The sequence below is a fragment of the Bradyrhizobium ingae genome, assembly GCF_055791185.1.
On record NZ_JBVUBB010000037.1, the window covers coordinates 1 to 26,296 of the forward strand.

Below are 26,296 nucleotides of genomic sequence, written 5' to 3' on the forward strand. Positions count from 1 at the left end.
GGGGGTAGCCCCGGGGAAAGTAAGAGAGGTTCGCGAGCCGCTAGCAACAGAACGCCCGCACCGTTCGCGATTAAACCGGGAGGCCGTACCGTGTGGCACCCCCCTCCCTGCCCCTCCCCCGCAAGGGGGGAGGGAACGGATAAAGCTGAGTCCAGCCTCGCTGAGGCTCTTGGTAAGGAGAAGCGCCTGTGCCGCGCCGACACGCAGCAGGAAAGCTGAGGGTGGTCGAACCTCACGCCACACCCCCGATCCGCAACTCCCGCGCATCGATCCCCAGCGCCATGTGGGTGGCGGCGATGATCAGGCCCCCGCGCTCCAGGTGCTCCCGCATCACGGCGCAAAACATGTCCTGACCGGCGGTGTCGAGCGCGGTGGTCGGCTCGTCCAGCAGCCAGACCGGGCGGCGGACCGTCAGCAGGCGGGCAAGGGAGAGGCGGCGGCGCTGGCCGGCGGAAAGGAAGGCGGCCGGCAGATGGGTGGCATGGTCGAGGCCGACGGTCGCAAGATTTTCAGCCCCGTCGACGCGCTCGCCGCCCAGAAAATCAGCCCAGAATGCGAGGTTTTCCGCCACGCTCAGCGCCGGCTTCAGCGCGTCGCGGTGACCGAGATAGTGGCATTGCTCGGCCAGGTTCAGCTCAGTGTCGCCGCCGGACAGCTCGATCGTGCCGCCGGCCGGAATCAGCAGCCCCGCGATCAGCCGCAGCAGCGAGGTCTTGCCGGAGCCGTTGCGCCCCACCACCGCCAGCGCCTCACCGGAGGCGGCCGCAAAATCGAGGCCCGCAAACACCTCGCGGCCGCCCCGCACGCATCTGATGCCACGCCCTGAGAGCTGCATGTCGCCTCTGGTCGCCCCCTTCACCGCTAGCCCGCAAGAAAACTTGGGGTAGCGCAGCAGAATTTGAGGCTCCGGGATTGCTGCGGCACGATCGTCCTTGTGGCGGTGCGGTTAGAAAGCTTCTATAAGCCCGGAACTTGATGCAGCACTCCACTCGCTCCTGCAAGCGACCCAGCCGGATTTGCTGACGGTGTTAAAGTACCCTCTGCCGGGTATAACTAACAATTGGGATTTCCTACATGACCTCGCTCGACAGCTTCAAATGCAAAAAGACCCTCAAGGTCGGCGCCAAGACCTATGTCTATTACAGCCTGCCGACCGCCGAGAAGAATGGTCTGAAGGGGATTTCAAAGCTCCCTTATTCGATGAAGGTCCTGCTCGAGAACCTGCTGCGCAACGAGGACGGCCGTTCGGTCAAGAAGGAAGACATCGTCGCCGTTTCGAAGTGGTTGCGCAAAAAATCGCTGGAGCATGAGATCGCCTTCCGCCCGGCGCGGGTGCTGATGCAGGACTTCACCGGCGTGCCGGCGGTGGTCGACCTCGCCGCGATGCGCAACGCGATGCAGAAGCTCGGCGGCGATGCCGAGAAGATCAACCCGCTGGTGCCCGTCGATCTCGTCATCGACCACTCCGTGATCGTGAACTTCTTCGGCGACAACAAGGCTTTCGCCAAGAACGTGACCGAGGAATACAAGCAGAACCAGGAGCGCTACGAGTTCCTGAAGTGGGGCCAGAAGGCGTTCTCGAACTTCTCCGTCGTGCCGCCCGGCACCGGCATCTGCCACCAGGTCAACCTCGAATATCTCGCCCAGACCGTCTGGACCAAGAAGGAGAAGATGACGGTCGGCAAGAAGACCGGCACCTTCGAGGTCGCCTATCCCGACTCGCTCGTCGGCACCGATTCCCACACCACCATGGTCAACGGCCTCGCCGTGCTCGGCTGGGGTGTCGGCGGCATCGAGGCGGAAGCCTGCATGCTCGGCCAGCCGCTGTCGATGCTGCTGCCGAACGTGGTCGGCTTCAAGCTGAAGGGCGCGATGAAGGAAGGCGTCACCGCGACCGACCTCGTGCTGACCGTGACGCAGATGCTGCGCAAGCTCGGCGTCGTCGGCAAGTTCGTCGAGTTCTTCGGCCCCGGCCTCGACAACCTCTCCGTCGCGGACAAGGCGACGATCGCCAACATGGCGCCCGAATACGGCGCGACCTGCGGCTTCTTCCCCGTGGACGCCGCAGCGATCGATTACCTCAAGACCTCCGGCCGCGCCGCACCGCGCGTTGCGCTGGTGCAGGCCTATGCCAAGGCGCAGGGCCTGTTCCGCACCGCCAAGTCGCCGGATCCGGTGTTCACGGAGACCCTGACGCTCGATCTCGGCGACGTCGTGCCATCGATGGCCGGTCCGAAGCGTCCCGAAGGGCGCATCGCGTTGCCGTCGGTCGCCGAAGGTTTCGAGCTTGCGTTGACCAGCGAATACAAGAAGGCCGATGACGCCGAGAAGCGTTATCCGGTCGAGGGCAAGAATTTCGAGCTCGGCCATGGCGACGTGGTGATCGCTGCGATCACCTCCTGCACCAACACCTCGAATCCGAGCGTGCTGATCGGTGCCGGCCTGCTCGCGCGCAATGCGGCTGCGAAGGGCCTCAAGGCCAAGCCGTGGGTCAAGACCTCGCTCGCACCGGGCAGCCAGGTGGTCGCCGAATATCTCGCCAACTCCGGTCTGCAGAAGGATCTCGACAAGGTCGGCTTCAACCTGGTCGGCTTCGGCTGCACCACCTGTATTGGCAATTCCGGCCCGCTTCCGGAGGAGATATCGAAGTCCATCAACGACCATGGCATCGTCGCTGCCGCCGTGCTCTCCGGCAACCGCAACTTCGAAGGCCGCGTCTCGCCGGATGTGCAGGCGAACTATCTCGCCTCACCGCCGCTCGTCGTCGCGCACGCGCTCGCGGGCAGCGTGACGAAGAACCTCGCGACCGAGCCGCTCGGCGAGGGCAAGGACGGCAAGCCGGTATATCTCAAGGACATCTGGCCGACGACGAAAGAGATCAACGCCTTCATGAAGAAGTTCGTGACCGCGACGATCTTCAAGAAGAAGTATGCCGATGTGTTCAAGGGGGACACCAACTGGCGCAAGATCAAGACGGTCGAGAGCGAGACCTATCGCTGGAACATGAGCTCGACCTATGTGCAGAACCCGCCCTATTTCGATGGCATGAAGAAGGAGCCGGAGCCGGTCACGGATATCGTCGAGGCGCGCGTCCTCGCCATGTTCGGCGACAAGATCACCACCGACCACATCTCGCCGGCGGGTTCGATCAAGCTGACCTCTCCGGCCGGCAAGTATCTCAGCGAGCGTCAGGTGCGCCCCGCCGACTTCAACCAGTACGGCACGCGGCGCGGCAACCATGAAGTGATGATGCGCGGCACCTTCGCCAACATCCGCATCAAGAACTTCATGCTCAAGGGCGCCGACGGCAACATTCCGGAAGGCGGTCTCACCAAGCACTGGCCCGACGGCGAGCAGATGTCGATCTACGATGCCGCGATGAGATACCAGCAGGAGCAGGTCCCGCTGGTGGTGTTCGCCGGCGCCGAATATGGCAACGGCTCCTCGCGCGACTGGGCCGCAAAGGGCACGCGTCTGCTCGGCGTTCGCGCCGTGATCTGCCAGAGCTTCGAGCGCATCCATCGCTCCAACCTGGTCGGCATGGGCGTGCTGCCGCTCACCTTCGAGGAAGGCACGTCCTGGCAGTCGCTCGGTCTGAAGGGCGACGAGAAGGTCACGCTGCGCGGTCTCGTCGGCGATTTGAAGCCGCGCCAGAAGCTGACTGCCGAGATCGTCTCGGCCGACGGCTCGCTGCAGCGCGTTTCGCTGCTGTGCCGCATCGATACGCTGGACGAGCTCGACTACTATCGCAACGGCGGTATCCTGCACTACGTGCTGCGCAAACTCGCGGCGTAAGCGCGGATTTGTGAACGATGGCTCACTGCGAAGTGAGTAGAACGTTAAGCGAAGGCGGCCTATCAAGAGCCGCCTTCGTTCGTTTGTGGTATGTTCCAGATGGGCGCGTCCGGCGAAACATCTTCGTCTCGGGCGGTGCGGAGCGTACCGCGCGCGGAGGATTTGTCCGTAAGACTACGGTGACCAGCCGGCGACAGGATTTCCCCTCGACATCAGCCAAGGTGTGCGGCGTTCAACATGACAATGATGGCCTCTAATCTGATTTCGCGATGGTCCGGTGCGATCTGGTCGAGTGCACTTGGGGTCTGCGCAATCATCGCGGTCATCCGTCCCGCCTACGCCGATCCCCGCGCGGTGGTCGAGCTGTTCACGTCGCAGGGCTGCTCGTCCTGTCCGCCCGCCGACAAGATCATCGGCGAGCTCTCCAACGATCCCTCGATCATCGCGCTGAGCATGCCGATCGATTACTGGGACTATCTCGGCTGGAAGGACACGCTGGCGGATTCCCGCTTCTCGGCGCGGCAGCGCGCCTATTCGCGGATGCGCGGCGACCGCGAGGTCTATACGCCGCAGGTCGTGGTCAACGGCTCTGAGCATGTCATCGGCAGCGACCGCGCCGGCATCGAGAGTGCGATCGCAAAGACCGCCAAGGCCGACACCGTGATGAGCGTGCCGGTGTCGATGTCGCTCGCCGGCAAGCAGCTCAACGTCTCGGTGGCTGCGAGCAAGGAGGCGGCGGTCTCGCATGGCGAGGTCTGGATCTGCTCGATCACCAAGGCGGTGCCGATCTCGATCAGCCGCGGCGAAAATCGCGGGCAGCAGATCACCTATCACAACGTGGTGCGCAACCTGCTGAAAGTCGGCGACTGGAACGGCACTCCGGAAAGCTGGACCGTGCCGCTGGAGAACCTCACGCGCGAGGGTGTCGATGGCGCCGTGGTCTATGTCCAGGATGGCAGCCGCGAGAAGCCGGGCCCGATGCTGGGCGCCGCGTACACCTCGCTGCACTGATCTCGTAGCTTCGAATTTTTCGTAACGAGCACCGCCGCCATTCCTCATGGCGAGGAGCGCAGTCTCGCGCGCGTCCAGCGGACGATGCTTCGTATCGCCGCGTGAACCATGAAAGGCTCCGGAGGTGTGGCTAGGCCTGCTGCGCAGATTCGTCAGGATGAGGGGGAGAAACTGGAGGCGCGGGGAGAGCGGGCCGGCAAATCAACTTGGCGCAACAAAAAAGGACCAACTCTCGTTGGTCCTTCCTTCGTGCGAACAGGCCCGATCCCGACGACCCCGGGGGGCTGGGGGCTGAGGAATCCGGAACCGAAAGGACCGGGCCAACGCACACGAATCTTTTCGCAGTGCAGGGCGGCAGGCGCTAGGCGGAAAAGCGGCGAGACTATGATTCCTGCTAACGATCCCGTGACGGTATGCCGCGCGCGGGTTCCACAGCCTGGAGGTGTGTTTGCGGTGCGATGTGCACCCGCGCGGTTGGCGCCCCTTGCGGCCGGCCGCGGTTGGCGCAATCATGCAATTGTCATGATCCGCGGACGGGACGGTTTCGCGCCCGCCGGTCACCAACGCCACAGGAGGCGCTTCGCATGAGTTTGGTGCCGGAGGATGCCGATCCGAGCGAGCAGCGCGCAGTGGCGCGAGGCGCCGCTGCGAGTTCCCAGCCGAGCCGGGTGACCTTCAACCGCCTCGAATTGCATCGCATCCTCAATCTCTATGGCCGCATGGTCGCCGACGGCGAGTGGCGCGACTATGCCATCGATTTCCTGAAGGACCGGGCCGTGTTCTCGGTCTATCGCCGCGCCTCCGAAGTGCCGATCTACCGCATCGAGAAAGACCCGCGGCTCGCGCGCAAGCAGGGCATGTACAGCGTGATCTCGGCGACCGGCCTGATCCTGCGCCGCGGCCATGAGCTCGAGCGCGTGTTGCTAGTGATCGATCGGAAGCTCGCGGTGGTGTAGCCCGTCGTGCGGCCGCCGTAGCGTCGCTGCGTAGGTTGGGCAAAGGCGCTCTTGCGCCGTGCTGACCACGTCTGTCTCTCGGATTTTTGACACAAGAGGTGGGCACGTTCCGCTTTGCCCACCTACGAATCCGGGCCTACTTCTCCGGAACGCTCGTTGCGCCCTCGCCGAGGTCGCGCTGCATCATCACCGTGTCCAGCCAGCGGCCAAACTTCAGGCCGACATTGGGATGCGTGCCGATCATCTTGAAGCCGGCCCTGGTGTGCACGCCGATCGAGCCGGCATTGGCGGAATCGCCGATCACCGCGATCATCTGGCGGAAGCCGCGTGCCTCGCATTCGACGAGCAGCCGCTGCAACAGCGCCGAGCCGATGCCGCGGCGATGGAACGACGGCTCGAGATAAATCGAATTCTCGACCGTGAAGCGATAAGCCGGCCGCGGCCGGTAGGCGCCGGCATAGGCGTAGCCGGCGATGCGGCCATCGAGCACGGCGACGAAATAGGGGTAGCCGCCATCCGCCAGCGCGCGGTAGCGGCGCGTCATCTCGGCGAGGTCGGGCGGTTCGAGCTCGAAGGTCGCCGTGCCGTGGCGCACGGCGTGCTCGTAGATGGCGGTGATGGCGGGCAGGTCGGCCTCGGTTGTAGGCCTGATTTCAGGTGCGGACATGGCGGCAGCTTAGGGCCTCCACATCGTCGCTGGAAGAGGTCCCGGGGGTTTCACAGCGTCATTGCGAGCGAAGCGAAGCAATCCAGAAATGCATCCGCGGAGGGGCTCTGGATTGCTTCGCTGCGCCCGCAATGACGGGACTTGCGGATGCAGGCGGGCAAACAAAAACCCCGGCCTTGCGGCCGGGGCTCATGTCGTTCTCTCGTCTCGGCGCTTAGTCGCGCTGGCCGAGGAGCTGCAGCAGCAGCGTGAACAGGTTGATGAAGTTCAGGTACAGCGACAGCGCGCCGGTGATCGCCGCGCGTTCGGCAATGTCACCGCCGGCCGAGGCGTAGCCGTAGATGTAGTCGTTCTTCAGCCGCTGGGTGTCCCAGGCAGTGAGGCCCGCGAACACCAGCACGCCGCCGACCGACACGATGAACTGCAGCGCCGAGCTCGCCAGGAACAGGTTGACCAGGCTGGCGATGATGATGCCGATCAGGCCCATGAACAGGAACGATCCTATCCCGGTCATGTCACGCTTGGTAGTGTAGCCGTAGAGGCTCAGCGCGCCGAAGGTGGCCGCGGTGATGAAGAACACCCGCACGATCGAGGTGTGCGTGAACACCAGGAAGATCGAGGACAGCGAGACGCCCATCAGCGCCGAGAACACCCAGAACAGGATCTGGGCGGTCGAGGGGGCCAGGCGGTTGATGCCGGCCGAGATCACGAACACCATGGCGAGCGGGGCCAGGATGAACAGCCATTTCAGCGGGCTCACGAACATGGCGTAGCCGAACGGCGTCAGGAACGCGTTGCCGATCTTGGCAGCGGCGCCCGACGGGTCGTTGGTCACGGCCGCCATGTAGACACCAAGCGCGGCGAGGCCGGTGATGGCGAGGCCAATGCTCATGTAGTTGTAGATGCGCAGCATGTATGCGCGCAGGCCGGCATCGACCGTCGCGGCGTCGACACGCCCGGCGGCCCTGCCGAAAGGAGAAGCGTAGTTGCGGTCTAGGTCCGACATGGTCGAATTCCCGTTGGTTGGCCGGTCGGCACTAGGGTTGATGCCGCCGGGTCGTCAAAATTCTATCCCGGATACCGATGCCTGCCGACATTAATTTTGGCTAACAATCGGGGATCCGGACCCATCCGATATGTGGGAAACTAACACATTCGCTGCAAGCGTCCACGCGCGGCCGAATGTCGCCATGGGCGGGAAAGCCTGACACGCGGTCGTAGTTAACCCGGAAAATCCGGGGATTGGGGTACCGCGTCGGCGCCCGCTTCAATTTGTCACAAATTCCGCAACACGGTGGCGGGCTTTTGGTTCAACGCCAGCAGCGTGCCGGCAAGCCCGAGACCGACCGTGACGACGAGCGCGGAAGCGACCACGCCGGCCGCGCTGCCGGCCTGCCAGACGAAGCTCAGCGTCATCAGCCGGGTCACGATCATCCAGGCAGCTATGCTGCCGGCGATGACGCCGAACACGGCGGTGGCGAGCCCGATCAGGAGGTATTCCAGCGCATAGGCGCCGAGCAGCCGCAGCCGCGTCGCACCCAGCGTCTTCAGGATGACGGCGTCATAGACCCGGTGGCGATGGCCGGCGGCAAGCGCGCCGCCCAGCACTAGGATGGCGGAGATCAGCGTCACCGCGCTGGCGCCGCGGATCGCGAGCGTGAGGTTGGTGACGACCGACCCGACCGTCTCCATGACCTCGCGCACCCGCACGCTGGTTACCATCGGATAGGCGTCGGCGACCTCTTTGATGATCCTGCCGTCACCGGCGGCATCGCCGCCTTGTTCGGTCAGCGTCGCGATGTGGGTATGCGGGGCGCCCTTGAAGGCATTGGGCGAGAACACCAGAACGAAATTGATGCCGAGCCCCTGCCAGTCGATGTTGCGCAGGTTGGAGATTTTGGCGGGAATGTCGCGGCCGAGCACGTTGACGACGACCTCGTCGCCGAGCTTGAGGCCGAGCCCGTCGGCGATCTTCTTCTCCATCGAGACCAGCGGCGGGCCGGAATAGTCGGCGCTCCACCATTCGCCCTCGACCACCTTGGAGCCCTTCGGCAGCTCGCTGGTATAGGTCAGGCCGCGATCGCTTTGCAGCACCCATTCGGCGTCGGTCGCAGGCTTCAGCTCCTCGGCCTTGACGCCGCGCGCGCCGACGATGCGGCCGCGCAGCATCGGGACGTCCTCGACTTTCGCGCCCGGCGCGATCTGGCGCAGATAAGCGTCAAACTGCTCGGCTTGCGCGCTCGGGATGTCGATGAAGTAGAACGATGGCGCCCGGTCCGGCAGCGCCGCGAGAAACTGCCGGCGCAGATTGCCGTCGATCTGGGTGATGGTGACGAGCACGGCAAGCCCGAGGCCCAGAGACAACACCACGGACGGTGTCAGCGCGCCCGGCCGGTGGATGTTGGCGATCGCAAGCCGAAGCATCGGCAGCCGCGTACGCGGCAGCCGCCGCGCGATCGTCATCAACAGGCCGGCGATGCCGCGCAGCACTGCAAAGACGACGACGGACGAAAGCACGAACACCGTGGCGATGCGCTTGTCGAAGGACAGCCCGATCACGACCGCGACGAGAAGCGCGACCACCACCGCCATGAAGGCCAGATAGCGCCAGCGCGGCCGGTGCCATTCGGCGCTGATCGTGTCGCGAAACAGCGCGGCGACAGGCACGTCATGCACGCGCCCGAGCGGCCACAGGCCGAAGGCGAGCGCGGTGAGCAGCCCATAGACGAAGGAGAGCGCCAGCTCGTCGGCATGCACCGCCGGGATCACCGGCAGCGGCAACAGCTTTCCGAACAGGCCGACGATGACGAAGGGGAGCGCTGCGCCAAGCGCGAGCCCGATCACCGAGCCGATCCCGGCGAGCAGGATGACCTGCGCGAAATAAATGCCGAACACGTCGCGCCCGGTGGCGCCGACGGCCTTGAACGCCGCGATCACCTCGAGCCGGCGGTCGATATGGCTTTTCACGGCATTGGCGACGCCGACACCTCCGACCAAAAGCGCGGCGAGGCCGACCAGCGTCAGGAACTGGGTGAAGCGGCTGATATTGCGCTCGAGCTGCGGCGAGGCATTGGAGCGGCTGCGGATCTCCCATCCGGCCTGGGGCGCCGCGTTGCGGGCGTCGCTGATGAAAGCCTCGGTCGCGCGCTCGCTGTTGGCGCCGTCAGGCAGCTTCACGCGATAGACCCAGCGCACCAGGCTGCCGGGCTGGATCAGTCCGGTGGCCCGCAGGCCCGCCTCGCTGATCAGGAAACGCGGGCCGAAACCGATACCGCCGGCGAGCTTGTCGGGCTCGGCCTCGACCGCGCTGCGGATCTGGAAGGTCGCGTTGCCGATGGTGACACGGTCGCCGTTCTTGAGCGAAAGCCGCGCCAGCAGCGTCGGATCGGCGGCGGCACCGAACGCGCCGTCGCGCTCCGCCAGGAGGTCGGACAGCGGCAATTGCGGCGTCAGCGTCAACTGGCCGAGCATCGGATAATTGTCGTCGACCGCCTTCATCTCGACCAGCGCGAGCCTGCCGTCGGCCGCGCGCGCCATGCCGCGCAAGGTTGCGGCGATCGACACCGTGCCGCGCGAGCGCAGGAAGGCGATCTCCTCAGGCTTTGCCTCGCGCTGGAACAGCACGAATGATGCGTCGCCGCCGAGCAGAGTGCGGCCCTCGCGCGCGAGGCCCTCGCTGAGACTCGCCGCGACCGAGCCGACGCCGGCGATCGCCATCACGCCGAGCGCGATGCAGGCGATGAAGACGTAGAAGCCGCGCAGGCCTCCGCGCAGTTCGCGCAACGCGTAGCGCAGCGACAGCGCGACCGCGCCGCTTCGCGCGAACGGTTTTGGCGCGACCGGTTCGGCGGCAACGCTCATGGCTGGGAATACTGCGTATCGATGCGCCCGGAGCGCAGGCGGATCACGCGGTCGCAGCGATGCGCGAGCGAGGAATCATGGGTCACCAGCACCAAGGTCATGCCGCGCTCTGCATGCTTGCCGAAGATGAGATCGACGATCTGCTTTCCCGTCGCTTCGTCGAGATTGCCGGTGGGCTCGTCGGCGACGAGGATCGCCGGATCCGGCGCCAGCGCGCGGGCAAGCGCGACACGCTGCTGCTCGCCGCCCGAGAGTTGCGAGGGATAGTGATGCAGGCGATCGCCGAGCCCGACCGATTGCAGCTCCTGCGCGGCACGCTTGCCCGCATCCGGATTGCCGGCGAGCTCGAGCGGCACGGCGACATTCTCCAGCGCCGTCATGGTCGGGATCAGATGAAAGGACTGGAAGACGATGCCGACCTCGCGGCCGCGGAAGCGCGCGAGCGCGTCCTCGTCGAGGGCATTGAAAGGCGTGCCATTGACCACCACCTCTCCGCTATCAGGACGCTCCAACCCCGCCATCACCATCAGCAGCGTGGATTTGCCCGAACCTGACGGGCCGATCAGGCCGATTGCCTCGCTACGGCCGACCCGCAAGGAGATATCCTTGAGAATGTGGACGCGCGCCGCGCCTGTGCCCAGTGAGAGATTGACGTTGGAGATCGAGATGGTGTCCGGCCCGATGCCGGCGAGCGAAGAGGATTCGATGCGACTGTCCATGGTCCGGTCATATGGCAACTCCGCGCGCGCGGTCGAGAGGCGTTACGGATTGTTCATGCACATAGCCGTGTTGATGGTCGCTTTGATGACGGGGATTGCCGGCGCCAGCGCCCAGGCCAAGCCGCCGGTCAAGCTCGTGGTGCTCGGTGATTCCTTGAGCGCCGGCCTCGGCCTCCAGGGCCAGGAGGCATTTCCCATGAAGCTCAAAAAATCCTTGCAGGACAATGGTATAGCGGTCGATATGATCAATGCCGGGGTGTCCGGCGACACCGCCTCCGGCGGCCGTGACCGGCTCGACTGGTCGGTGCCGGAAGGAACCGAGGGGGTCATCGTCGAGCTCGGGGCCAATGATGCGCTGCGCGGGCTCGACCCCGACGTCACGCGCGCCGCGCTCAGCGACATCGTGGCGCGGCTGAAGGCGCGCGGCGTTGCGGTCATGCTGTGCGGCATGCTGGCGCCGCCGAATTACGGCGCGGACTATGCAGCGCGCTTCAATTCGATTTATCCGGATCTGGCGAAAAAATTCGACGTGCCGCTCTATCCGTTCTTCCTCGACGGCGTCGCGGCCGACGCCAAGCTCAACCAGGCGGACGGCATCCATCCCACCGCTGCGGGCGTCGACATCATCGTCAAGAACATGATGCCCACCGTGGAAGCATTCCTTGGCACCATAAGCGGGCAACGGCGTTGAAAATCAGGCAAAGCTAACCCTAATTCCCAGGGTTTTCCCGGAGTGGTCTGCGCCACGCTTCGCAGAGTCACATAACTGCGATAGGAATCAGGGTACCGGTGATTCGTCACCGGCTCTAATTTGGACATGGGCCTTTTCAAGGCGCGTGTCCAAGCATCGGGAGTGCTCAACGATGCCGCGCTTGTTTACTGGTCTGGAAATCCCGGCCGATGTCGGCCACACGCTTTCCAACTTGCGGGGTGGCCTTCCCGGCGCCCGCTGGATCGATCCCGAAAATTACCACGTTACGCTGCGCTTCATCGGCGACATCGACGGCATTTCCGCCAACGAGGTCGCCTCGATGCTGTTTCGCGTCAATCGCAAGCCTTTCGAGGTGAAGGTGCAGGGGCTCACGAGCTTCGGGGGCCGCAAGCCGCGCGCGGTGGTTGCGGCCATCGAGCCGAGCAAGCCGCTGATCGAATTGCAGGCCGAGCTCGAGCGGATGATGCAGCGCATCGGCCTCGATCCGGAGGGGCGCAAATTCATTCCGCATGTCACGCTGGCGCGCCTGCACGATGCCTCGGATCAGGACGTCGCCGATTATCTCTCGCTGCGCGGTTACTTCCCGAGCAAGGTGTTCACGGCCGAACGTTTCGTCCTGTTTTCCTCGCGCGCGTCGACGGGTGGCGGGCCGTACATCGTCGAGGATTCCTACGATCTGTGCGCGTGATCTCTTAAACTTCTCCGCGCATCGGTTTTCTCGCCGTAATCGTGGAGGCAGCCCCTTGACCCCGCCCTCTCTCCGTAAGAACGGGGCGAGGGGGAGAAACTGCATACCCCCTGGCACCAATTCTCGGCTTGCATTTTCGGCCGGTCTCTGGCGGTAAGGGGCGATGCTCTCCACCCCCAATTCATCGTTCCGAAGCGAATATCAGGCGCTGGTCTCCTCCGGCGCGATCGAGCCGGATGCGGCCCAGGCCGAGATCGCGGAGGCCTATGCGGCGCTGGATCAGCGGCTTGAAAGCTACAAGCCCGTGCGCAAGCAGGGCCTGCTCGGCCGTCTGTTCGGCGGCGGCGACAAGGACGATGCGCCGCGCGGCCTCTACATCCATGGCGAGGTCGGGCGCGGCAAGACCATGCTGATGGACCTGTTCTTTCAGCACTCCTCCGTCGCGCACAAGCAGCGTGCGCATTTCCACGAATTCATGGCCGAGGTGCATGAGCGCATCTACGGCTATCGCCAGAACATCGCGCGCGGCGAGATCGCCGACGGCGATGTGATCGCGCTGACGGCGCATGCGATCTTCGATGAGGGCTGGCTGCTCTGCTTCGACGAATTCCACGTCACCGACATCGCGGATGCGATGATTCTCGGGCGGCTGTTCGCAAAGCTGTTCGAGCTCGGCACGGTGGTGGTGGCGACGTCGAACGTCGCGCCGGACGATCTCTACAAGGGCGGACTCAATCGCGCGCTGTTCCTTCCTTTCATCGCGCAGATCAACGATCACATGGACGTGCTGCGGCTCGATGCGCGCACCGACTTCCGGCTGGAGAAACTTCAGGGCGTGAAGATGTGGCTGGTGCCGGCCGATGCCGACGCCGATGCCGCGCTCGATCGCGCCTGGGCAAAGATGACCGGCCACGCCAAATGCAAGTCACGCGACATTTCGATCAAGGGTCGCATCCTGCACGTGCCGTGCTCGGCGCACGGCGTGGCGCGATTCTCGTTCGCCGATCTCTGCGAGAAGCCGCTCGGCGCATCCGACTATTTGAGGCTTGCGCACGACTATCACACCATCCTGGTCGACCATATTCCAGTGATGGACCTCGCCGAGCGCAACGCCGCCAAGCGCTTCATCACGCTGATCGACACGCTCTATGACAATGCCGTGAAGCTGATGGCCTCGGCCGAAGCCGATCCGGTGTCGCTGTATCTGGCGAACGAAGGCAACGAGGCCAACGAGTTCAAGCGCACGTCCTCGCGCCTGATCGAGATGAGCTCGGAATCCTATCTGGCGCAGCCGCACGGCCGCAAGGATTCCACCGCCAGCGGATCCACCAAGGGTCTGGTGGAGACTTAAGTCCTAATCCCCGTCGAGGGTGCCGCTGTCATTTCGGGGGCCGCGCGAAGCGCGGTCCGATGTCGGGCTCGTCGCTTCGCGGCGCCCCGGAATGTCGGCGTTGCCATGCTGGTCGGAATATCAGCAAGCCCGACAATTGAGCATCCGGCGACTTGAACGGGGGAGGCGAAAGGGATAACCACCCCTCTCAGTTTTCCCCTCCTTACGTGTCTAAAGGACAGGTTCACATGGCGCGCGACAAGATTGCTTTGATTGGCTCCGGTCAGATCGGCGGAACGTTGGCTCATCTCATCGGCCTGAAAGAACTCGGCGACGTGGTGATGTTCGACATCGCGGAGGGCGTGCCGCAGGGCAAGGCGCTCGACATCGCGCAGTCCTCGCCGGTCGACGGTTTTGACGCGCGTTATTCCGGCGCCAATTCGTACGAAGCGCTCGACAACGCCAAGGTCTGCATCGTCACCGCCGGCGTGCCGCGCAAGCCCGGCATGAGCCGCGACGACCTCCTCTCCATCAACCTCAAGGTCATGGAGCAGGTCGGTGCCGGCATCAAGAAGTACGCCCCCGACGCCTTCGTCATCTGCATCACCAACCCGCTCGACGCCATGGTCTGGGCGCTCCAGAAGGCCTCCGGCCTGCCGCACAAGAAGGTCGTCGGCATGGCCGGCGTGCTGGATTCGGCGCGCTTCCGCTACTTCCTGGCCGACGAGTTCAACGTCTCGGTCGAGGACGTCACCGCCTTCGTGCTCGGCGGCCATGGCGACACCATGGTGCCGCTGGTGAAGTACTCCACCGTCGCCGGCATTCCGCTGCCCGACCTCGTGAAGATGGGCTGGACCTCGCAGGCGCGCCTCGACGAGATCGTCGATCGCACCCGCAATGGCGGCGCCGAGATCGTCAACCTGCTGAAGACCGGCTCGGCCTTCTATGCGCCGGCGGCGTCCGCGATCGCGATGGCCGAGAGCTATCTGAGGGACAAGAAGCGCGTGCTGCCCTGCGCCGCGTATCTCAACGGCGAATACAGCGTGAAGGACATGTATGTCGGCGTGCCCGTCGTCATCGGTGCCAAGGGCGTCGAGCGCGTCGTCGAGATCGAGCTCGCCGGCAAGGACCGCGAGGCCTTCGACAAGTCGGTCGGCGCGGTGCAGGGCCTGGTCGACGCCTGCAAGAAGATCGCGCCCGACCTTCTGGGCCGCTGATCGGGAAAATCTCGCCGAGGATCGGACCCGATCCTCGGCGCTTTCATGTCCGGAGCCCCGTCGGGTGGGTCTTCCGGGTCCGGCGGCCCAGATTCCAGAAGATTCCGGGTTGCAGATGTCGTGGTATATGGTATGCCAGACGACAAATTAGAGGCGAACCCCCGAGGTCACCGCGCGCGGGTTCAGGGAGCGACCAGATGAATATCCATGAGTACCAGGCCAAGGCGCTTTTGAACGAGTTCGGCGTGCCGATCTCCAAGGGCGTTCCGGTCCTGAAGGCGGCTGATGCGGAAGCGGCGGCGAAGGCTCTCCCGGGCCCGGTCTGGGTGGTGAAGAGCCAGATCCATGCCGGCGGCCGCGGCAAGGGCAAGTTCAAGGAGGCTTCGGCCGGCGACAAGGGCGGCGTCCGCATCGCCAAGTCGGCAGGCGAAGTTGCCGAGTTCGCCAAGCAGATGCTCGGCGCCACGCTCGTGACCGTGCAGACCGGCCCCGCCGGCAAGCAGGTCAACCGCCTCTACATCGAGGACGGCTCCGACATCGACAAGGAATTCTACCTCTCGATCCTGGTCGACCGCGAGACCTCGCGGGTCTCCTTCGTGGTGTCGACCGAAGGCGGCGTCAACATCGAGGACGTCGCGCACAACACGCCCGAGAAGATCGTCACCTTCTCGGTCGATCCGGCGACCGGCATCATGGGCCATCACGGCCGTACCGTCGCCAAGGCGCTGAACCTGTCCGGCGATCTCGCCAAGCAGGCGGAAAAGCTCACCGCGCAGCTCTTTGCGGCCTTCGTCGCCAAGGACATGTCGATGCTGGAGATCAACCCGCTGGTCGTGACCAAGCAGGGCCAGCTCCGCGTGCTCGACGCCAAGGTGTCGTTCGACGACAACGCGCTGTTCCGTCATCCCGAGGTGGTGGCGCTGCGCGACGAGACCGAAGAGGACGCCAAGGAGATCGAGGCCTCGAAATACGATCTCAACTACGTCACGCTCGACGGCAATATCGGCTGCATGGTCAACGGCGCCGGCCTTGCCATGGCGACCATGGACATCATCAAGCTCTACGGCATGGCGCCGGCCAACTTCCTCGACGTCGGCGGCAGCGCCAGCAAGGAGAAGGTCGCCGCCGCCTTCAAGATCATCACCGCCGACCCGAACGTGAAGGGCATTCTGGTCAACATTTTCGGTGGTATCATGAAGTGTGACGTGATCGCCGAGGGCGTCACGGCCGCGGTGCGTGAAGTCGGCCTCAGCGTTCCGCTGGTGGTCCGCCTCGAAGGCACCAATGTCGAGCTCGGCAAGAAGATCATCCGTGAATCAGGCCTGAACGTCGTGCCGGCCGACAATCTCGATGACGCCGCGCAGAAGATCGTGAAGGCCGTCAAGGGAGGCTAGGCCATGCCCCAGGACCATCTCGCTCAATCATCTCCGCTGCCGGAACACGCGCGTCTCGCCGCGTTCGCCGGTGAATGGGATGGCGAGGAGATGGTCTACCCGTCGCGCTGGAATGCCGGCGGGCCGGCGACCTCGCGCACGGTGGCGCGCATGGATCTCAACGGCTTCTATCTGATCCAGGACGCTGTCCAGATGCGCGACGGCAAGGAGATCTTCGCCACGCACGGCATCTTCACCTACGACCGCGATGACCGGACCTATAAATTGTTCTGGTACGACTCGCTCGGCTACACGCCGCCCTCGCCCGCCTCCGGCGGCTGGGTCGGCAAGACCCTGACGCTGGTGCGTGGCTCGCTGCGCGGCAATGCGCGCCATGTCTACGAGATCATCGACGATAATTCCTACTCGTTGAAGATCCAGTTCTCGCCGGACGCGGAAGGCTGGGCCGACGTGCTCACCGGCGTCTATCGGCGGGTGCATTAGGGGCGAGATCCATGGGTGCTGATCCATATTGGTATTTCGTTCCGTACGAGGACGATGTCGACGCGGCGCTGCAGAAGTTGCGGTTGCGCGAGTTTCAAGCCGGGCGCTATTACCCGGTGACACCGCGACAGAAATTTCCCGTCGACTTGTCGGCACCGGTGCCGGGTGCGAAGCACGGTTCGATCGAGCAGGTGATGGAGCAGTGCGACGAGACCGGTACCCGGTCCATCCTCGACATCATGCAAGTTGCGCCGGCGCCTTTCGATGGAAGCGGAATGCCATTCATGACAGCCTTTCCGTTGGCTCCGGGCGATGCGGAAGGTTTGTTCGGGACGTCAAAGCCGACGCGCGAGCAGGTCGAAACCAACCAGCGAATGTGGGATCGCATCACGCGCGGATCGGCGCTCTACACAGTCATTTTCGATAAGGGTGAACCGCACGAAATCTTTTTCGGCGGGTACTCCTTCGATTGAACAGTCACGTTGAACAGCCGTCATCCGGCCAGGTAACAGTTATCCACGAAAGTAGGCTCGCCTCATGTCCATCCTGATCGACAAGAACACCAAGGTCATCTGCCAGGGCTTTACCGGCAAGAACGGCACCTTCCACTCCGAAGCCGCGATTGCCTACGGCACCAAGATGGTCGGCGGCACCTCGCCGGGCAAAGGCGGCGCGACGCACCTGGGCCTGCCGGTGTTCGACACCGTGCGCGAGGCGCGCGAGAAGACCGGCGCCGACGCGTCCGTGATCTACGTGCCGCCGCCGGGCGCTGCGGATGCGATCTGCGAGGCCATCGACGCCGAGATCCCGTTGATCGTCTGCATCACCGAAGGCATTCCGGTCATCGACATGGTTCGCGTGAAGCGCTCGCTCGCCGGCTCCAAGTCGCGCCTGATCGGGCCGAACTGCCCGGGCGTCATGACTGCCGGCGAATGCAAGATCGGCATCATGCCCGCCAACATCTTCAAGACCGGCAGCGTGGGTATCGTCTCCCGCTCCGGCACCCTGACCTATGAAGCCGTGTTCCAGACCTCGCAAGAGGGCCTCGGCCAGACCACCGCGGTCGGCATCGGCGGCGACCCGGTCAAGGGCACCGAGTTCATCGATGTGCTCGAAATGCTGCTGGCCGACCCCAAGACCGAGTCGATCATTATGATTGGCGAGATCGGCGGTTCCGCCGAGGAAGACGCCGCCCAGTTCCTCAAGGACGAGGCCAAGCGCGGCCGCAAGAAGCCGATGGTCGGATTCATCGCCGGTGTCACCGCACCTCCAGGGCGCCGCATGGGCCATGCCGGCGCGATCATCTCCGGCGGCAAGGGCGACGCCGGTTCCAAGACGGAAGCGATGAAATCAGCCGGAATTACCGTGTCTCCGTCGCCCGCACGGCTCGGACATACCCTTGCCGAAAAGTTGAAAGGTTAATTCACTTCTTGGTGCTTTTCCGGGCGAAAGTTCGCAATAGATAGGGTAAACGGTGCCTGACATGCCGATCCGCTGCCGGGAGGATCGGTGTCGGCGCCGTTTTCATTTGCGCGAACCGAAATCGCTGGGAAATCAAGAATGTCTCGCCAGGACGCGAACGCAGCCTTTGCCCTCTCATCTTTTTTGCAGGGCACCAACGCCACCTACATCGACGAAATCTACGCCCGCTACGAGAAAGACCCCTCCTCGGTTGACGCCGAGTGGCAGGAGTTTTTCCAGAGCCTGAAGGACCAGCCGGCCGACGTCCGCAAGAACGCGGAAGGGCCGTCCTGGGCCCGGGACAACTGGCCGGTCACGCCCCAGGACGAACTGACCTCGGCGCTCGACGGCAACTGGGCCCAGGTCGAGAAGGCGGTCGGCGCCAAGATCGCCGCCAAGGCGCAGGCCAAAGGCGCCGATCTCACCTCGGCCGACGTGCTGCAGGCGACCCGCGACTCCGTCCGTGCGTTGATGCTGATCCGCGCCTACCGCATGCGCGGCCACTTCCACGCCAAGCTCGATCCGCTCGGCATCGAAGCGCAGCGCAACCGCGAGGAGCTGGACCCGCGCACCTATGGCTTCAGCGAAGCCGATTTCGACCGCAAGATCTTCCTCGATCACGTGCTCGGCCTCGAATACGGCAATCTGCGCGAGATCGTCGCGATCTGCGAGCGTACCTACTGCCAGACGCTCGGCGTCGAGTTTATGCACATCAGCAATGCGGCGCAGAAGGCCTGGATCCAGGAGCGTATCGAGGGGCCGGACAAGGAAATTTCCTTCACCCCCGAGGGTCGCCGCGCCATCCTGATGAAGCTGGTCGAAGCCGAAGGCTTTGAAAAATTCTGCGACACCAAGTTCACCGGCACCAAGCGCTTCGGTCTGGACGGCGGCGAGTCGCTGATCCCCGCGCTCGAGCAGATCATCAAGCGCGGCGGCAATCTCGGCGTGAAGGAGATCGTGCTGGGCATGCCGCATCGCGGCCGCCTCAACGTGCTGACCCAGGTCATGGGCAAGGCACACCGGGCGCTGTTCCACGAGTTCAAGGGCGGCTCGGCCAATCCCGATGCGGTTGAAGGCTCGGGCGACGTCAAGTACCACCTCGGTGCGTCCTCGGACCGCGAGTTCGACGGCAACCGCATCCATCTCTCGCTCACCGCCAACCCCTCGCATCTCGAGATCGTCGATCCCGTCGTGCTCGGCAAGGTCCGCGCCAAGCAGGACCAGCACGGCGATCCGCCTGACATGCGGATCTCGGTATTGCCGCTCTTGATGCATGGCGACGCGGCATTCGCCGGCCAGGGCGTGGTCGCGGAATGCTTCGGCCTGTCCGACCTGAAGGGCTATCGCACCGGCGGCTCGGTGCACTTCATCGTCAACAACCAGATTGGCTTCACCACCTATCCGCGCTATTCGCGGTCGTCGCCTTACCCCTCCGACGTCGCGAAGATGATCGACGCGCCGATCTTCCACGTGAACGGCGACGATCCGGAAGCCGTGGTGTTCGCGGCCAAGGTCGCGACCGAGTTCCGGCAGAAGTTCCACAAGCCCGTCGTCATCGACATGTGGTGCTATCGCCGCTACGGCCACAATGAGGGCGACGAGCCGGCGTTCACCCAGCCGGTGATGTACAAGCGGATCGCGGCCCATCCCTCGACCCTCACGCTCTATGCCAAGCGCCTGATCGCCGAAGGCGTGGTCACCGAGGGCGAGGTCGACAAGCTTAAGGCCGACTGGCGCGCCCGGCTCGATGCCGAGTTCGAAGCCGGCACCTCCTACAAGCCGAACAAGGCCGACTGGCTCGACGGCAAGTGGGCGGGCTTCAAGATCGCCGATCAGGAAGAGGACGCACGCCGCGGCGTCACCGGCGTCGACCTGCCGATCCTCAAGGACATCGGTCGCAAGATCACCAAGGTGCCGGACGGTTTCCGCGTCCACCGCACCATCCAGCGCTTCCTCGACAACCGTGCAAAGGCGATCGACAACGGCGTTGGCATCGACTGGGCGACCGGCGAGGCGCTTGCGTTCTGCACGCTGCTCAACGAGAACCACCATGTTCGCCTGTCCGGCCAGGACTGCGAGCGCGGCACCTTCTCGCAGCGCCATTCGGTGCTGATCGACCAGGAGGACGAGAGCCGCTACACGCCGTTCAACCATCTCGGTCACGAGCAGGGTCACTACGAGGTCATCAACTCGCTGCTCTCGGAAGAAGCGGTGCTCGGCTTCGAATACGGCTACTCGCTGGCCGAGCCGAACACGCTGACGCTGTGGGAGGCGCAGTTCGGCGACTTCGCCAACGGCGCGCAGGTGCTGTTCGACCAGTTCATCTCCTCGGGCGAGCGCAAATGGCTGCGCATGTCCGGCCTCGTCTGCCTGCTGCCGCATGGCTATGAGGGCCAGGGACCCGAGCATTCCTCGGCGCGCCTCGAGCGTTACCTGCAGATGTGCGCGGAAGACAACATGCAGGTGGTCTATCCGACCACGCCGGCGAACTACTTCCACGTGCTGCGCCGCCAGCTCCATCGCGAGATCCGCAAGCCGCTGATCGTGATGACGCCGAAGTCGCTGCTCCGCCACAAGCGCGCGGTGTCGCGGCTCGACGAGCTCGCCAAGGGCACGACGTTCCACCGCATCCTCTATGATGACGCCCAGATGTTGCAGAACGAGGCGATCAAGCTCGTGCCGGACGAGAAGATCCGTCGCATCGTGCTGTGCTCGGGCAAGGTCTATTACGACCTCTACGAGGAGCGCGAGAAGCGCGGCATCGACGACATCTACCTGATGCGCGTCGAGCAGCTCTATCCGGTGCCGCTGAAGGCGCTGGTCGCGGAGCTCTCGCGCTTCAAGAAGGCCGAGGTGATCTGGTGCCAGGAGGAGCCGCGCAACATGGGTGCGTGGCACTTCATCGAGCCCTATCTCGAATGGGTGCTCAACCAGGCGAACGGCGCAAGCCGGCGTCCGCGCTATGTCGGCCGCGCCGCCTCCGCCGCGACCGCAACCGGCTTGATGTCGAAGCACCAGGCGCAGCTCAAGGCGTTCCTGGACGAGGCTCTGAGCTAACCAATTTTGGACTTGAGTCATGCCCCGCGAAAGCGGGGCATCCAGTACTCCGCGGCGTTCGTTCTGCTCACGGAAATCACGCCGTACCGGATCGCCCGCACCAGTGCGCAATTGCGCACAAGGCGGGCGATGACATTTGAATTCATGACCGCACAAGCGATCTCTTAGGGAAAAGACCATGACTGAAATTCGTGTGCCGACGCTCGGCGAATCCGTCACCGAGGCCACCATCGGCCGCTGGTTCAAGAAGGCCGGCGATCCCGTCGCCGTCGACGAGCCGTTGGTGGAGCTCGAGACCGACAAGGTCACCATCGAAGTGCCGGCGCCCTCGGCCGGCACGCTCAGCGAGATCATCGCCGCTGACGGTGCGACGGTTGCGGTTGGTGCGCTGCTCGGACAGATCACCGATGGCGCCGGCGCCGCCAAGCCGGCTGCTGCTCCCGCCAAGCCTGCCGCTGCCGCCGCGCCGGCTGCAGCTCCCGCACCTGCAGCGCCCAAGGCGGCGCCCGCCGATGCGCCGCTCGCCCCGTCGGTGCGCAAACTCTCGGCCGAGACCGGCATCGATGCCTCGACCGTTCCCGGCTCCGGCAAGGACGGCCGCGTCACCAAGGGCGACATGCTCGCCGCGATCGAGCGCGCGGCCTCCGCGCCGACCCCGGTCAACCAGCCGGCCGCCGCCGTGCAGGTGCGTGCGCCGTCGCCCGCCGACGATGCCGCGCGCGAGGAGCGCGTCAAGATGACCCGCCTGCGCCAGACCATCGCGCGGCGCCTGAAGGACGTGCAGAACACGGCCGCGATGCTGACGACCTTCAACGAGGTCGACATGACCAACGTCATGGCGCTGCGCGCGCACTACAAGGACGTGTTCGAGAAGAAGCACGGCTCCAAGCTCGGCTTCATGGGCTTCTTCACCAAGGCCGTCGTGCAGGCGCTGAAGGACATCCCGGCCGTCAACGCCGAGATCGACGGCACCGACCTGATCTACAAGAACTACTATCATATCGGCGTCGCCGTCGGCACCGACAAGGGCCTCGTCGTTCCCGTGGTCCGTGATTGCGACCAGAAGTCGATCGCCGACATCGAGAAGGGCATCGCCGATTTCGGTCGCCGCGCGCGCGACGGTCAGCTCAAGATCGACGAGATGCAGGGCGGCACCTTCACCATCACCAATGGCGGCATCTACGGCTCGCTGATGTCGACGCCGATCCTGAATGCGCCGCAGTCCGGCATCCTCGGCATGCACAAGATCCAGGAGCGGCCGATGGTGATCGGCGGCAAGATCGAGGTCCGCCCGATGATGTATCTGGCGCTGTCCTACGATCACCGCGTGATCGACGGCAAGGAAGCCGTGACCTTCCTGGTCCGCGTCAAGGAGAGCCTGGAAGATCCGGCGCGGCTGGTCCTGGACCTCTGATACCCGAAGTCTTGAAAGCGCCGCCGCCTGCAAGGGCGACGGCGTGCGCGCAAAGATGGAGGCTGATGTGACGGACAAGGTTGCGATCATCACTGGCGGCAGCCGCGGCATCGGCCGCGCTACCGCGCTTGCAGCGGCGGCGCGCGGCTTTCGCGTGGTCGTCGGCTATGCCAGCAACAAGAAAGCCGCCGACGAGGTCGTCGCCGCGATCGAAGCCAAGAACGGCAAGGCGATCGCGGTGAAGTGCGATGTCGCCGAGGAAAGCGATATCCTCGCGCTGTTCAAGGCCGCTGACGCGTTCGGCACGCTCGGGGCGCTCGTCAACAATGGCGGCATTGTCGGCAAGAGCGGCGTGCGCGTCGACGAGATGTCGGCGGAACGCATCCAGCGCGTGATGGCCGTCAACGTCACCGGCTCCATCCTCTGCGCGCGCGAGGCGGTGAAGCGGATGTCGACCAGGCATGGCGGCAAGGGCGGCGTCATCGTCAATCTGTCTTCGGTCGCTGCCAAGCTCGGCTCGCCCAATACCTATGTCGACTATGCCGCCTCCAAGGGCGCGATCGATTCCTTCACCATCGGCCTCGGCTATGAAGTCGCTGGCGAAGGTATCCGCGTCGCGGGCATCCGTCCCGGCCTGATCGACACCGAAATCCACGCCGCCGGCGGCGAACCCGACCGCGCCCATCGTCTGGCCCATCTGGTGCCGATGAAGCGCGTCGGCACCGCCGAGGAAATCGCCAATGCCATCGTCTGGCTGATGTCGGACGATGCCTCCTACGTCACCTCTGCCATTCTCGACGTGTCCGGCGGACGCTGACGCGCCGCGCGGACGCTGACACGTCTTCTCACGCTAAATTACGGGACTTCCTCTCATGGCTACCTACGATCTCGTCGTCATCGGCACCGGACCGGGCGGTTATGTCTGCGCGGTGCGCGCGAGCCAGCTCGGCATGAAAGTCGCCGTGGTGGAAAAGAACGCCAGCCTCGGCGGCACCTGCCTCAATGTCGGCTGCATGCCCTCGAAGGCTTTGCTGCATGCGTCAGAGATGTTCGAGGAAGCCGGGCACTCCTTCGCCAAGATGGGCGTCTCGGTCTCCGCGCCGAAACTCGATCTGCCCGCGATGATGAACTTCAAGCAGCAGGGCATTGACGGCAACGTCAAGGGCGTCGAGTTCCTGATGAAGAAGAACAAGATCGATGTGCTCAAGGGCACCGGCAAGATCCTGGGCACCGGCAAGGTCGAGGTTTCCGCGGACGGCAAGTCGCAAGTCGTCGAGACCAGGAACATCGTGATCGCCACCGGCTCGGACATCGCGCGGCTCAAGGGCATCGAGATCGACGAGAAGCGCATCGTGTCGTCGACCGGCGCGCTGTCGCTGGAGAAGGTGCCGGGCAAGCTGCTGATCATCGGCGCGGGCGTGATCGGGCTGGAGCTCGGCTCGGTCTGGCACCGACTCGGGGCCGAAGTCATGGTCGTCGAATTCCTCGATCGTATCCTGCCGGGCATGGACGGGGAGGTCGCGCGCCAATTTCAGCGCATCCTTGAGAAGCAGGGATTTGCATTCAAGCTGGGCTCGAAGGTCACTGGCGTCGAGGCCAACGGAAAGGCACTGCTCGCGAAGATCGAGCCCGCTGCCGGCGGCGCGGCCGAGACGATCGAGGCGGATGTCGTGCTGGTCTGCATCGGCCGCGTGCCCTACACCGACGGTCTCGGGCTGAAGGAAGCCGGCGTCGCGCTGGACAATCGCGGCCGCGTCCAGATCGATGCTCACTTCGCGACCACGCTGAAGGGGGTCTATGCCATCGGCGATGTCGTTGCCGGCCCGATGCTCGCGCACAAGGCGGAGGACGAGGGTGTGGCGGTCGCGGAGATCATCGCGGGGCAGGCGGGCCACGTGAACTACGATGTTATCCCAGGCGTCGTGTATACCACGCCGGAAGTGTCCTCCGTCGGCAAGACCGAGGAAGAGCTCAAGCAGGCGGGCGTGGCCTATACCGTCGGAAAGTTTCCCTTTACCGCCAACGGCCGCTCCAAGGTCAACCAGACCACCGACGGCTTTGTGAAGATTCTCGCAGATGCGAAGACCGATCGCGTGCTCGGCGTGCACATTATCGGCCGTGAAGCCGGTGAAATGATCCACGAGGCGTGCGTGCTGATGGAGTTTGGGGGCAGCGCGGAAGATCTCGCCCGCACCTGCCATGCGCATCCGACCCGCTCCGAGGCGATCAAGGAAGCCGCGCTTGCAGTCGGCAAGCGGGCCATCCATATGTAGGCGACGCCCCGAGCCGAATCGGGCGGGAAACACATGCTGCGCCGCCTTCTTCAACCCGTCTGGGTCCTGCTGGCGATCATCTTTTTGATCGAAGCCTGGCTATGGGACCATCTCGAGCCGATCGTGGCGCGCGTCGTCGCCGCGATCCCGCTCGCGCAGTTCAAGCAATGGCTGACCGAGCGTGTCGATGCGCTGTCGCCGGCGATGACGCTGATCGTCTTCGCCGTGCCGATCATCCCGCTGTTTCCGCTAAAACTCGTCGGGCTGTGGCTGCTAACCCACGAATACTGGATGAGCGCGCTGTTCACGATCCTGTTCGCCAAGCTGCTCGGCGTCGGCGTCACCGCCTTCGTGTTCGACGTGACGCGCGACAAGCTGCTTGAGATGGCGTGGTTCGAGCGGCTCTATGAATTCGTGATGAAGATCCGCGCCAAATCCACGGCGCTGGTCGAGCCGATCAAGCAGCGTCTCAAGAGCGCTCTCACCGGCAATGGCGAGGGATGGTCCTCCCGGGCGCTCCGCCTCATCCAGCGCTTCCGCAAGAGCGTGCACGAGGCGCGGTAGCTATCGGCCGTACATTCGGTGGCATCGCCCGCGAACGCGGGCAATCCAGTGACAGCGGCGTGTGTGTCGGCTGACTACCGCGACGTCGTTACGCGCCTTACCCGTGCAGATGCAGCAGGTGCGGCCACCACAGGCCGAGCGCGGTCATCACCATGCCGGCGAGGGTCAGGATGCCGCCGACATAGGCGAGCGCAATGATGCCGGTGATGATGGTGGCCGAGGCCAGCACGATGCCGATCTGGAAGGCGGCCGAGGCCAGCTCGAAGTGGTGATATTTGGCGGTCGCCTCGTCACGCTCATGCTCGGCGTGTTTTGCTTTTTCGGCGAGCTGTTCGGTGCCCTCGCCGGTCTCCGGCTCGGAGCGATAGCGCGCCGCTGTCTTCTGCCAGTCGTCGATCTGCTTCTGCGCCGCGGCTCTGGCGGCGTCCTCGGTGGCCGAGCCCAGCGTGAGCTTGCCCTGCTCGGCGGCGGTCTGCACCACGGTGCGACGAATGCTCTTGGCCTGGAAGAATGCCCAGAGATTGGCGGCCTCGACATTCTTGCTGATCGCTTCGGTCTGCGCACCCTTGCCGAGCGTCTCGGAGATCGCAAGGAACAGCGCCAGCACCGCGATCAGAAGGGCGATCTTCTTGTTCTCGCCGGATGCGTGCTCGGCATGCTCCGCATGCTCCATGCTTTCGTGTGCGCTCATAAT

22 protein-coding genes are annotated in these 26,296 nt (G+C 64.4%); 16 read left to right on the forward strand and 6 right to left on the reverse strand.

The features are described from left to right. Positions 1-232 precede the first annotated feature (232 nt). Positions 233-835: a heme ABC exporter ATP-binding protein CcmA gene (ccmA, locus tag ACV1FX_RS34175; RefSeq protein WP_473121945.1), complete on the reverse strand. Its 603-nt coding sequence runs from the start codon at positions 833-835 to the stop codon at positions 233-235. A 239-nt stretch (positions 836-1,074) separates the two neighbouring features. Here ccmA and acnA point away from each other — a divergent pair, with 239 nt between their 5' ends. From acnA to ACV1FX_RS34190, 3 genes are all read left to right on the forward strand, one after another. Then, entirely contained in the window at positions 1,075-3,795 is a 2,721-nt protein-coding gene (acnA, locus tag ACV1FX_RS34180) for an aconitate hydratase AcnA (RefSeq protein ID WP_473121946.1), read from the forward strand. 237 nt (positions 3,796-4,032) lie between these two features. Further along, complete coding sequence (locus tag ACV1FX_RS34185) at positions 4,033-4,806, forward strand: DUF1223 domain-containing protein (protein ID WP_473121947.1); 774 nt, start codon at positions 4,033-4,035, stop codon at positions 4,804-4,806. Between the two features lie 584 nt (positions 4,807-5,390). Next, a complete protein-coding gene (locus ACV1FX_RS34190) occupies positions 5,391-5,762 on the forward strand; it encodes a DUF2794 domain-containing protein (RefSeq protein ID WP_473121948.1) in 372 nt (123 codons plus the stop codon). 136 nt (positions 5,763-5,898) lie between these two features. On the opposite strand, the gene ACV1FX_RS34195 is transcribed toward ACV1FX_RS34190, so the two are convergent. The 4 genes from ACV1FX_RS34195 to ACV1FX_RS34210 all read right to left on the reverse strand — a co-directional run bounded on the left by ACV1FX_RS34195 (position 5,899) and on the right by ACV1FX_RS34210 (position 11,009). Next, entirely contained in the window at positions 5,899-6,429 is a 531-nt protein-coding gene (locus ACV1FX_RS34195) for a GNAT family N-acetyltransferase (protein ID WP_473121949.1), read from the reverse strand. A 214-nt stretch (positions 6,430-6,643) separates the two neighbouring features. After that, positions 6,644-7,435, reverse strand: coding sequence for a Bax inhibitor-1/YccA family protein (locus tag ACV1FX_RS34200; protein WP_473121950.1), 792 nt, complete (start codon positions 7,433-7,435; stop codon positions 6,644-6,646). A gap of 269 nt (positions 7,436-7,704) precedes the next feature. After that, a complete protein-coding gene (locus ACV1FX_RS34205) occupies positions 7,705-10,290 on the reverse strand; it encodes an ABC transporter permease (RefSeq protein WP_473121951.1) in 2,586 nt (861 codons plus the stop codon). Beyond that, a complete protein-coding gene (locus tag ACV1FX_RS34210) occupies positions 10,287-11,009 on the reverse strand; it encodes an ABC transporter ATP-binding protein (RefSeq protein WP_473121952.1) in 723 nt (240 codons plus the stop codon). The genes ACV1FX_RS34205 and ACV1FX_RS34210 overlap by 4 nt, the downstream gene beginning before the upstream one ends. A gap of 55 nt (positions 11,010-11,064) precedes the next feature. On the opposite strand from ACV1FX_RS34210, the gene ACV1FX_RS34215 reads away from it, so the two are divergent. From ACV1FX_RS34215 to ACV1FX_RS34275, 13 genes are all read left to right on the forward strand, one after another. Next, the gene (locus tag ACV1FX_RS34215) at positions 11,065-11,700 is read left to right on the forward strand and encodes an arylesterase (RefSeq protein ID WP_473122009.1); all 636 of its coding nucleotides are present in this window, start codon (positions 11,065-11,067) and stop codon (positions 11,698-11,700) included. A 172-nt stretch (positions 11,701-11,872) separates the two neighbouring features. Further along, entirely contained in the window at positions 11,873-12,409 is a 537-nt protein-coding gene (gene thpR / locus ACV1FX_RS34220) for an RNA 2',3'-cyclic phosphodiesterase (RefSeq protein ID WP_473121953.1), read from the forward strand. Between the two features lie 163 nt (positions 12,410-12,572). Further along, a complete protein-coding gene (zapE, locus tag ACV1FX_RS34225) occupies positions 12,573-13,760 on the forward strand; it encodes a cell division protein ZapE (RefSeq protein ID WP_473121954.1) in 1,188 nt (395 codons plus the stop codon). A gap of 227 nt (positions 13,761-13,987) precedes the next feature. Continuing rightward, the gene (gene mdh, locus ACV1FX_RS34230) at positions 13,988-14,956 is read left to right on the forward strand and encodes a malate dehydrogenase (RefSeq protein WP_473121955.1); all 969 of its coding nucleotides are present in this window, start codon (positions 13,988-13,990) and stop codon (positions 14,954-14,956) included. A gap of 197 nt (positions 14,957-15,153) precedes the next feature. Further along, on the forward strand, positions 15,154-16,350 hold the full coding sequence (gene sucC, locus ACV1FX_RS34235; protein WP_449380585.1) for an ADP-forming succinate--CoA ligase subunit beta: 1,197 nt from the start codon (positions 15,154-15,156) through the stop codon (positions 16,348-16,350). Between the two features lie 3 nt (positions 16,351-16,353). After that, complete coding sequence (locus ACV1FX_RS34240; RefSeq protein ID WP_473121956.1) at positions 16,354-16,833, forward strand: DUF1579 family protein; 480 nt, start codon at positions 16,354-16,356, stop codon at positions 16,831-16,833. Positions 16,834-16,844: 11 nt separating this feature from the next. Next, positions 16,845-17,306 (forward strand): hypothetical protein, encoded by a 462-nt coding sequence (locus tag ACV1FX_RS34245; RefSeq protein ID WP_473121957.1) that lies wholly within the window; start codon positions 16,845-16,847, stop codon positions 17,304-17,306. A 64-nt stretch (positions 17,307-17,370) separates the two neighbouring features. Continuing rightward, the gene (gene sucD / locus ACV1FX_RS34250) at positions 17,371-18,255 is read left to right on the forward strand and encodes a succinate--CoA ligase subunit alpha (RefSeq protein ID WP_092289970.1); all 885 of its coding nucleotides are present in this window, start codon (positions 17,371-17,373) and stop codon (positions 18,253-18,255) included. A gap of 138 nt (positions 18,256-18,393) precedes the next feature. Further along, positions 18,394-21,351: a 2-oxoglutarate dehydrogenase E1 component gene (locus ACV1FX_RS34255; RefSeq protein ID WP_473121958.1), complete on the forward strand. Its 2,958-nt coding sequence runs from the start codon at positions 18,394-18,396 to the stop codon at positions 21,349-21,351. Between the two features lie 178 nt (positions 21,352-21,529). After that, complete coding sequence (gene odhB / locus ACV1FX_RS34260) at positions 21,530-22,765, forward strand: 2-oxoglutarate dehydrogenase complex dihydrolipoyllysine-residue succinyltransferase (RefSeq protein WP_473121959.1); 1,236 nt, start codon at positions 21,530-21,532, stop codon at positions 22,763-22,765. A gap of 55 nt (positions 22,766-22,820) precedes the next feature. Then, positions 22,821-23,582: an SDR family oxidoreductase gene (locus ACV1FX_RS34265; RefSeq protein WP_473122010.1), complete on the forward strand. Its 762-nt coding sequence runs from the start codon at positions 22,821-22,823 to the stop codon at positions 23,580-23,582. 55 nt (positions 23,583-23,637) lie between these two features. After that, the gene (lpdA, locus tag ACV1FX_RS34270) at positions 23,638-25,038 is read left to right on the forward strand and encodes a dihydrolipoyl dehydrogenase (protein ID WP_473121960.1); all 1,401 of its coding nucleotides are present in this window, start codon (positions 23,638-23,640) and stop codon (positions 25,036-25,038) included. A 33-nt stretch (positions 25,039-25,071) separates the two neighbouring features. After that, positions 25,072-25,602 (forward strand): hypothetical protein, encoded by a 531-nt coding sequence (locus ACV1FX_RS34275; protein ID WP_473121961.1) that lies wholly within the window; start codon positions 25,072-25,074, stop codon positions 25,600-25,602. A gap of 97 nt (positions 25,603-25,699) precedes the next feature. Here ACV1FX_RS34275 and ACV1FX_RS34280 read toward each other — a convergent pair whose 3' ends face one another. Continuing rightward, positions 25,700-26,293 carry a DUF4337 domain-containing protein gene (locus ACV1FX_RS34280; protein WP_473121962.1) on the reverse strand — a complete coding sequence of 198 codons (594 nt, stop codon included), beginning with the start codon at positions 26,291-26,293 and terminating at the stop codon, positions 25,700-25,702. Between the last annotated feature and the right edge of the window lie 3 nt (positions 26,294-26,296).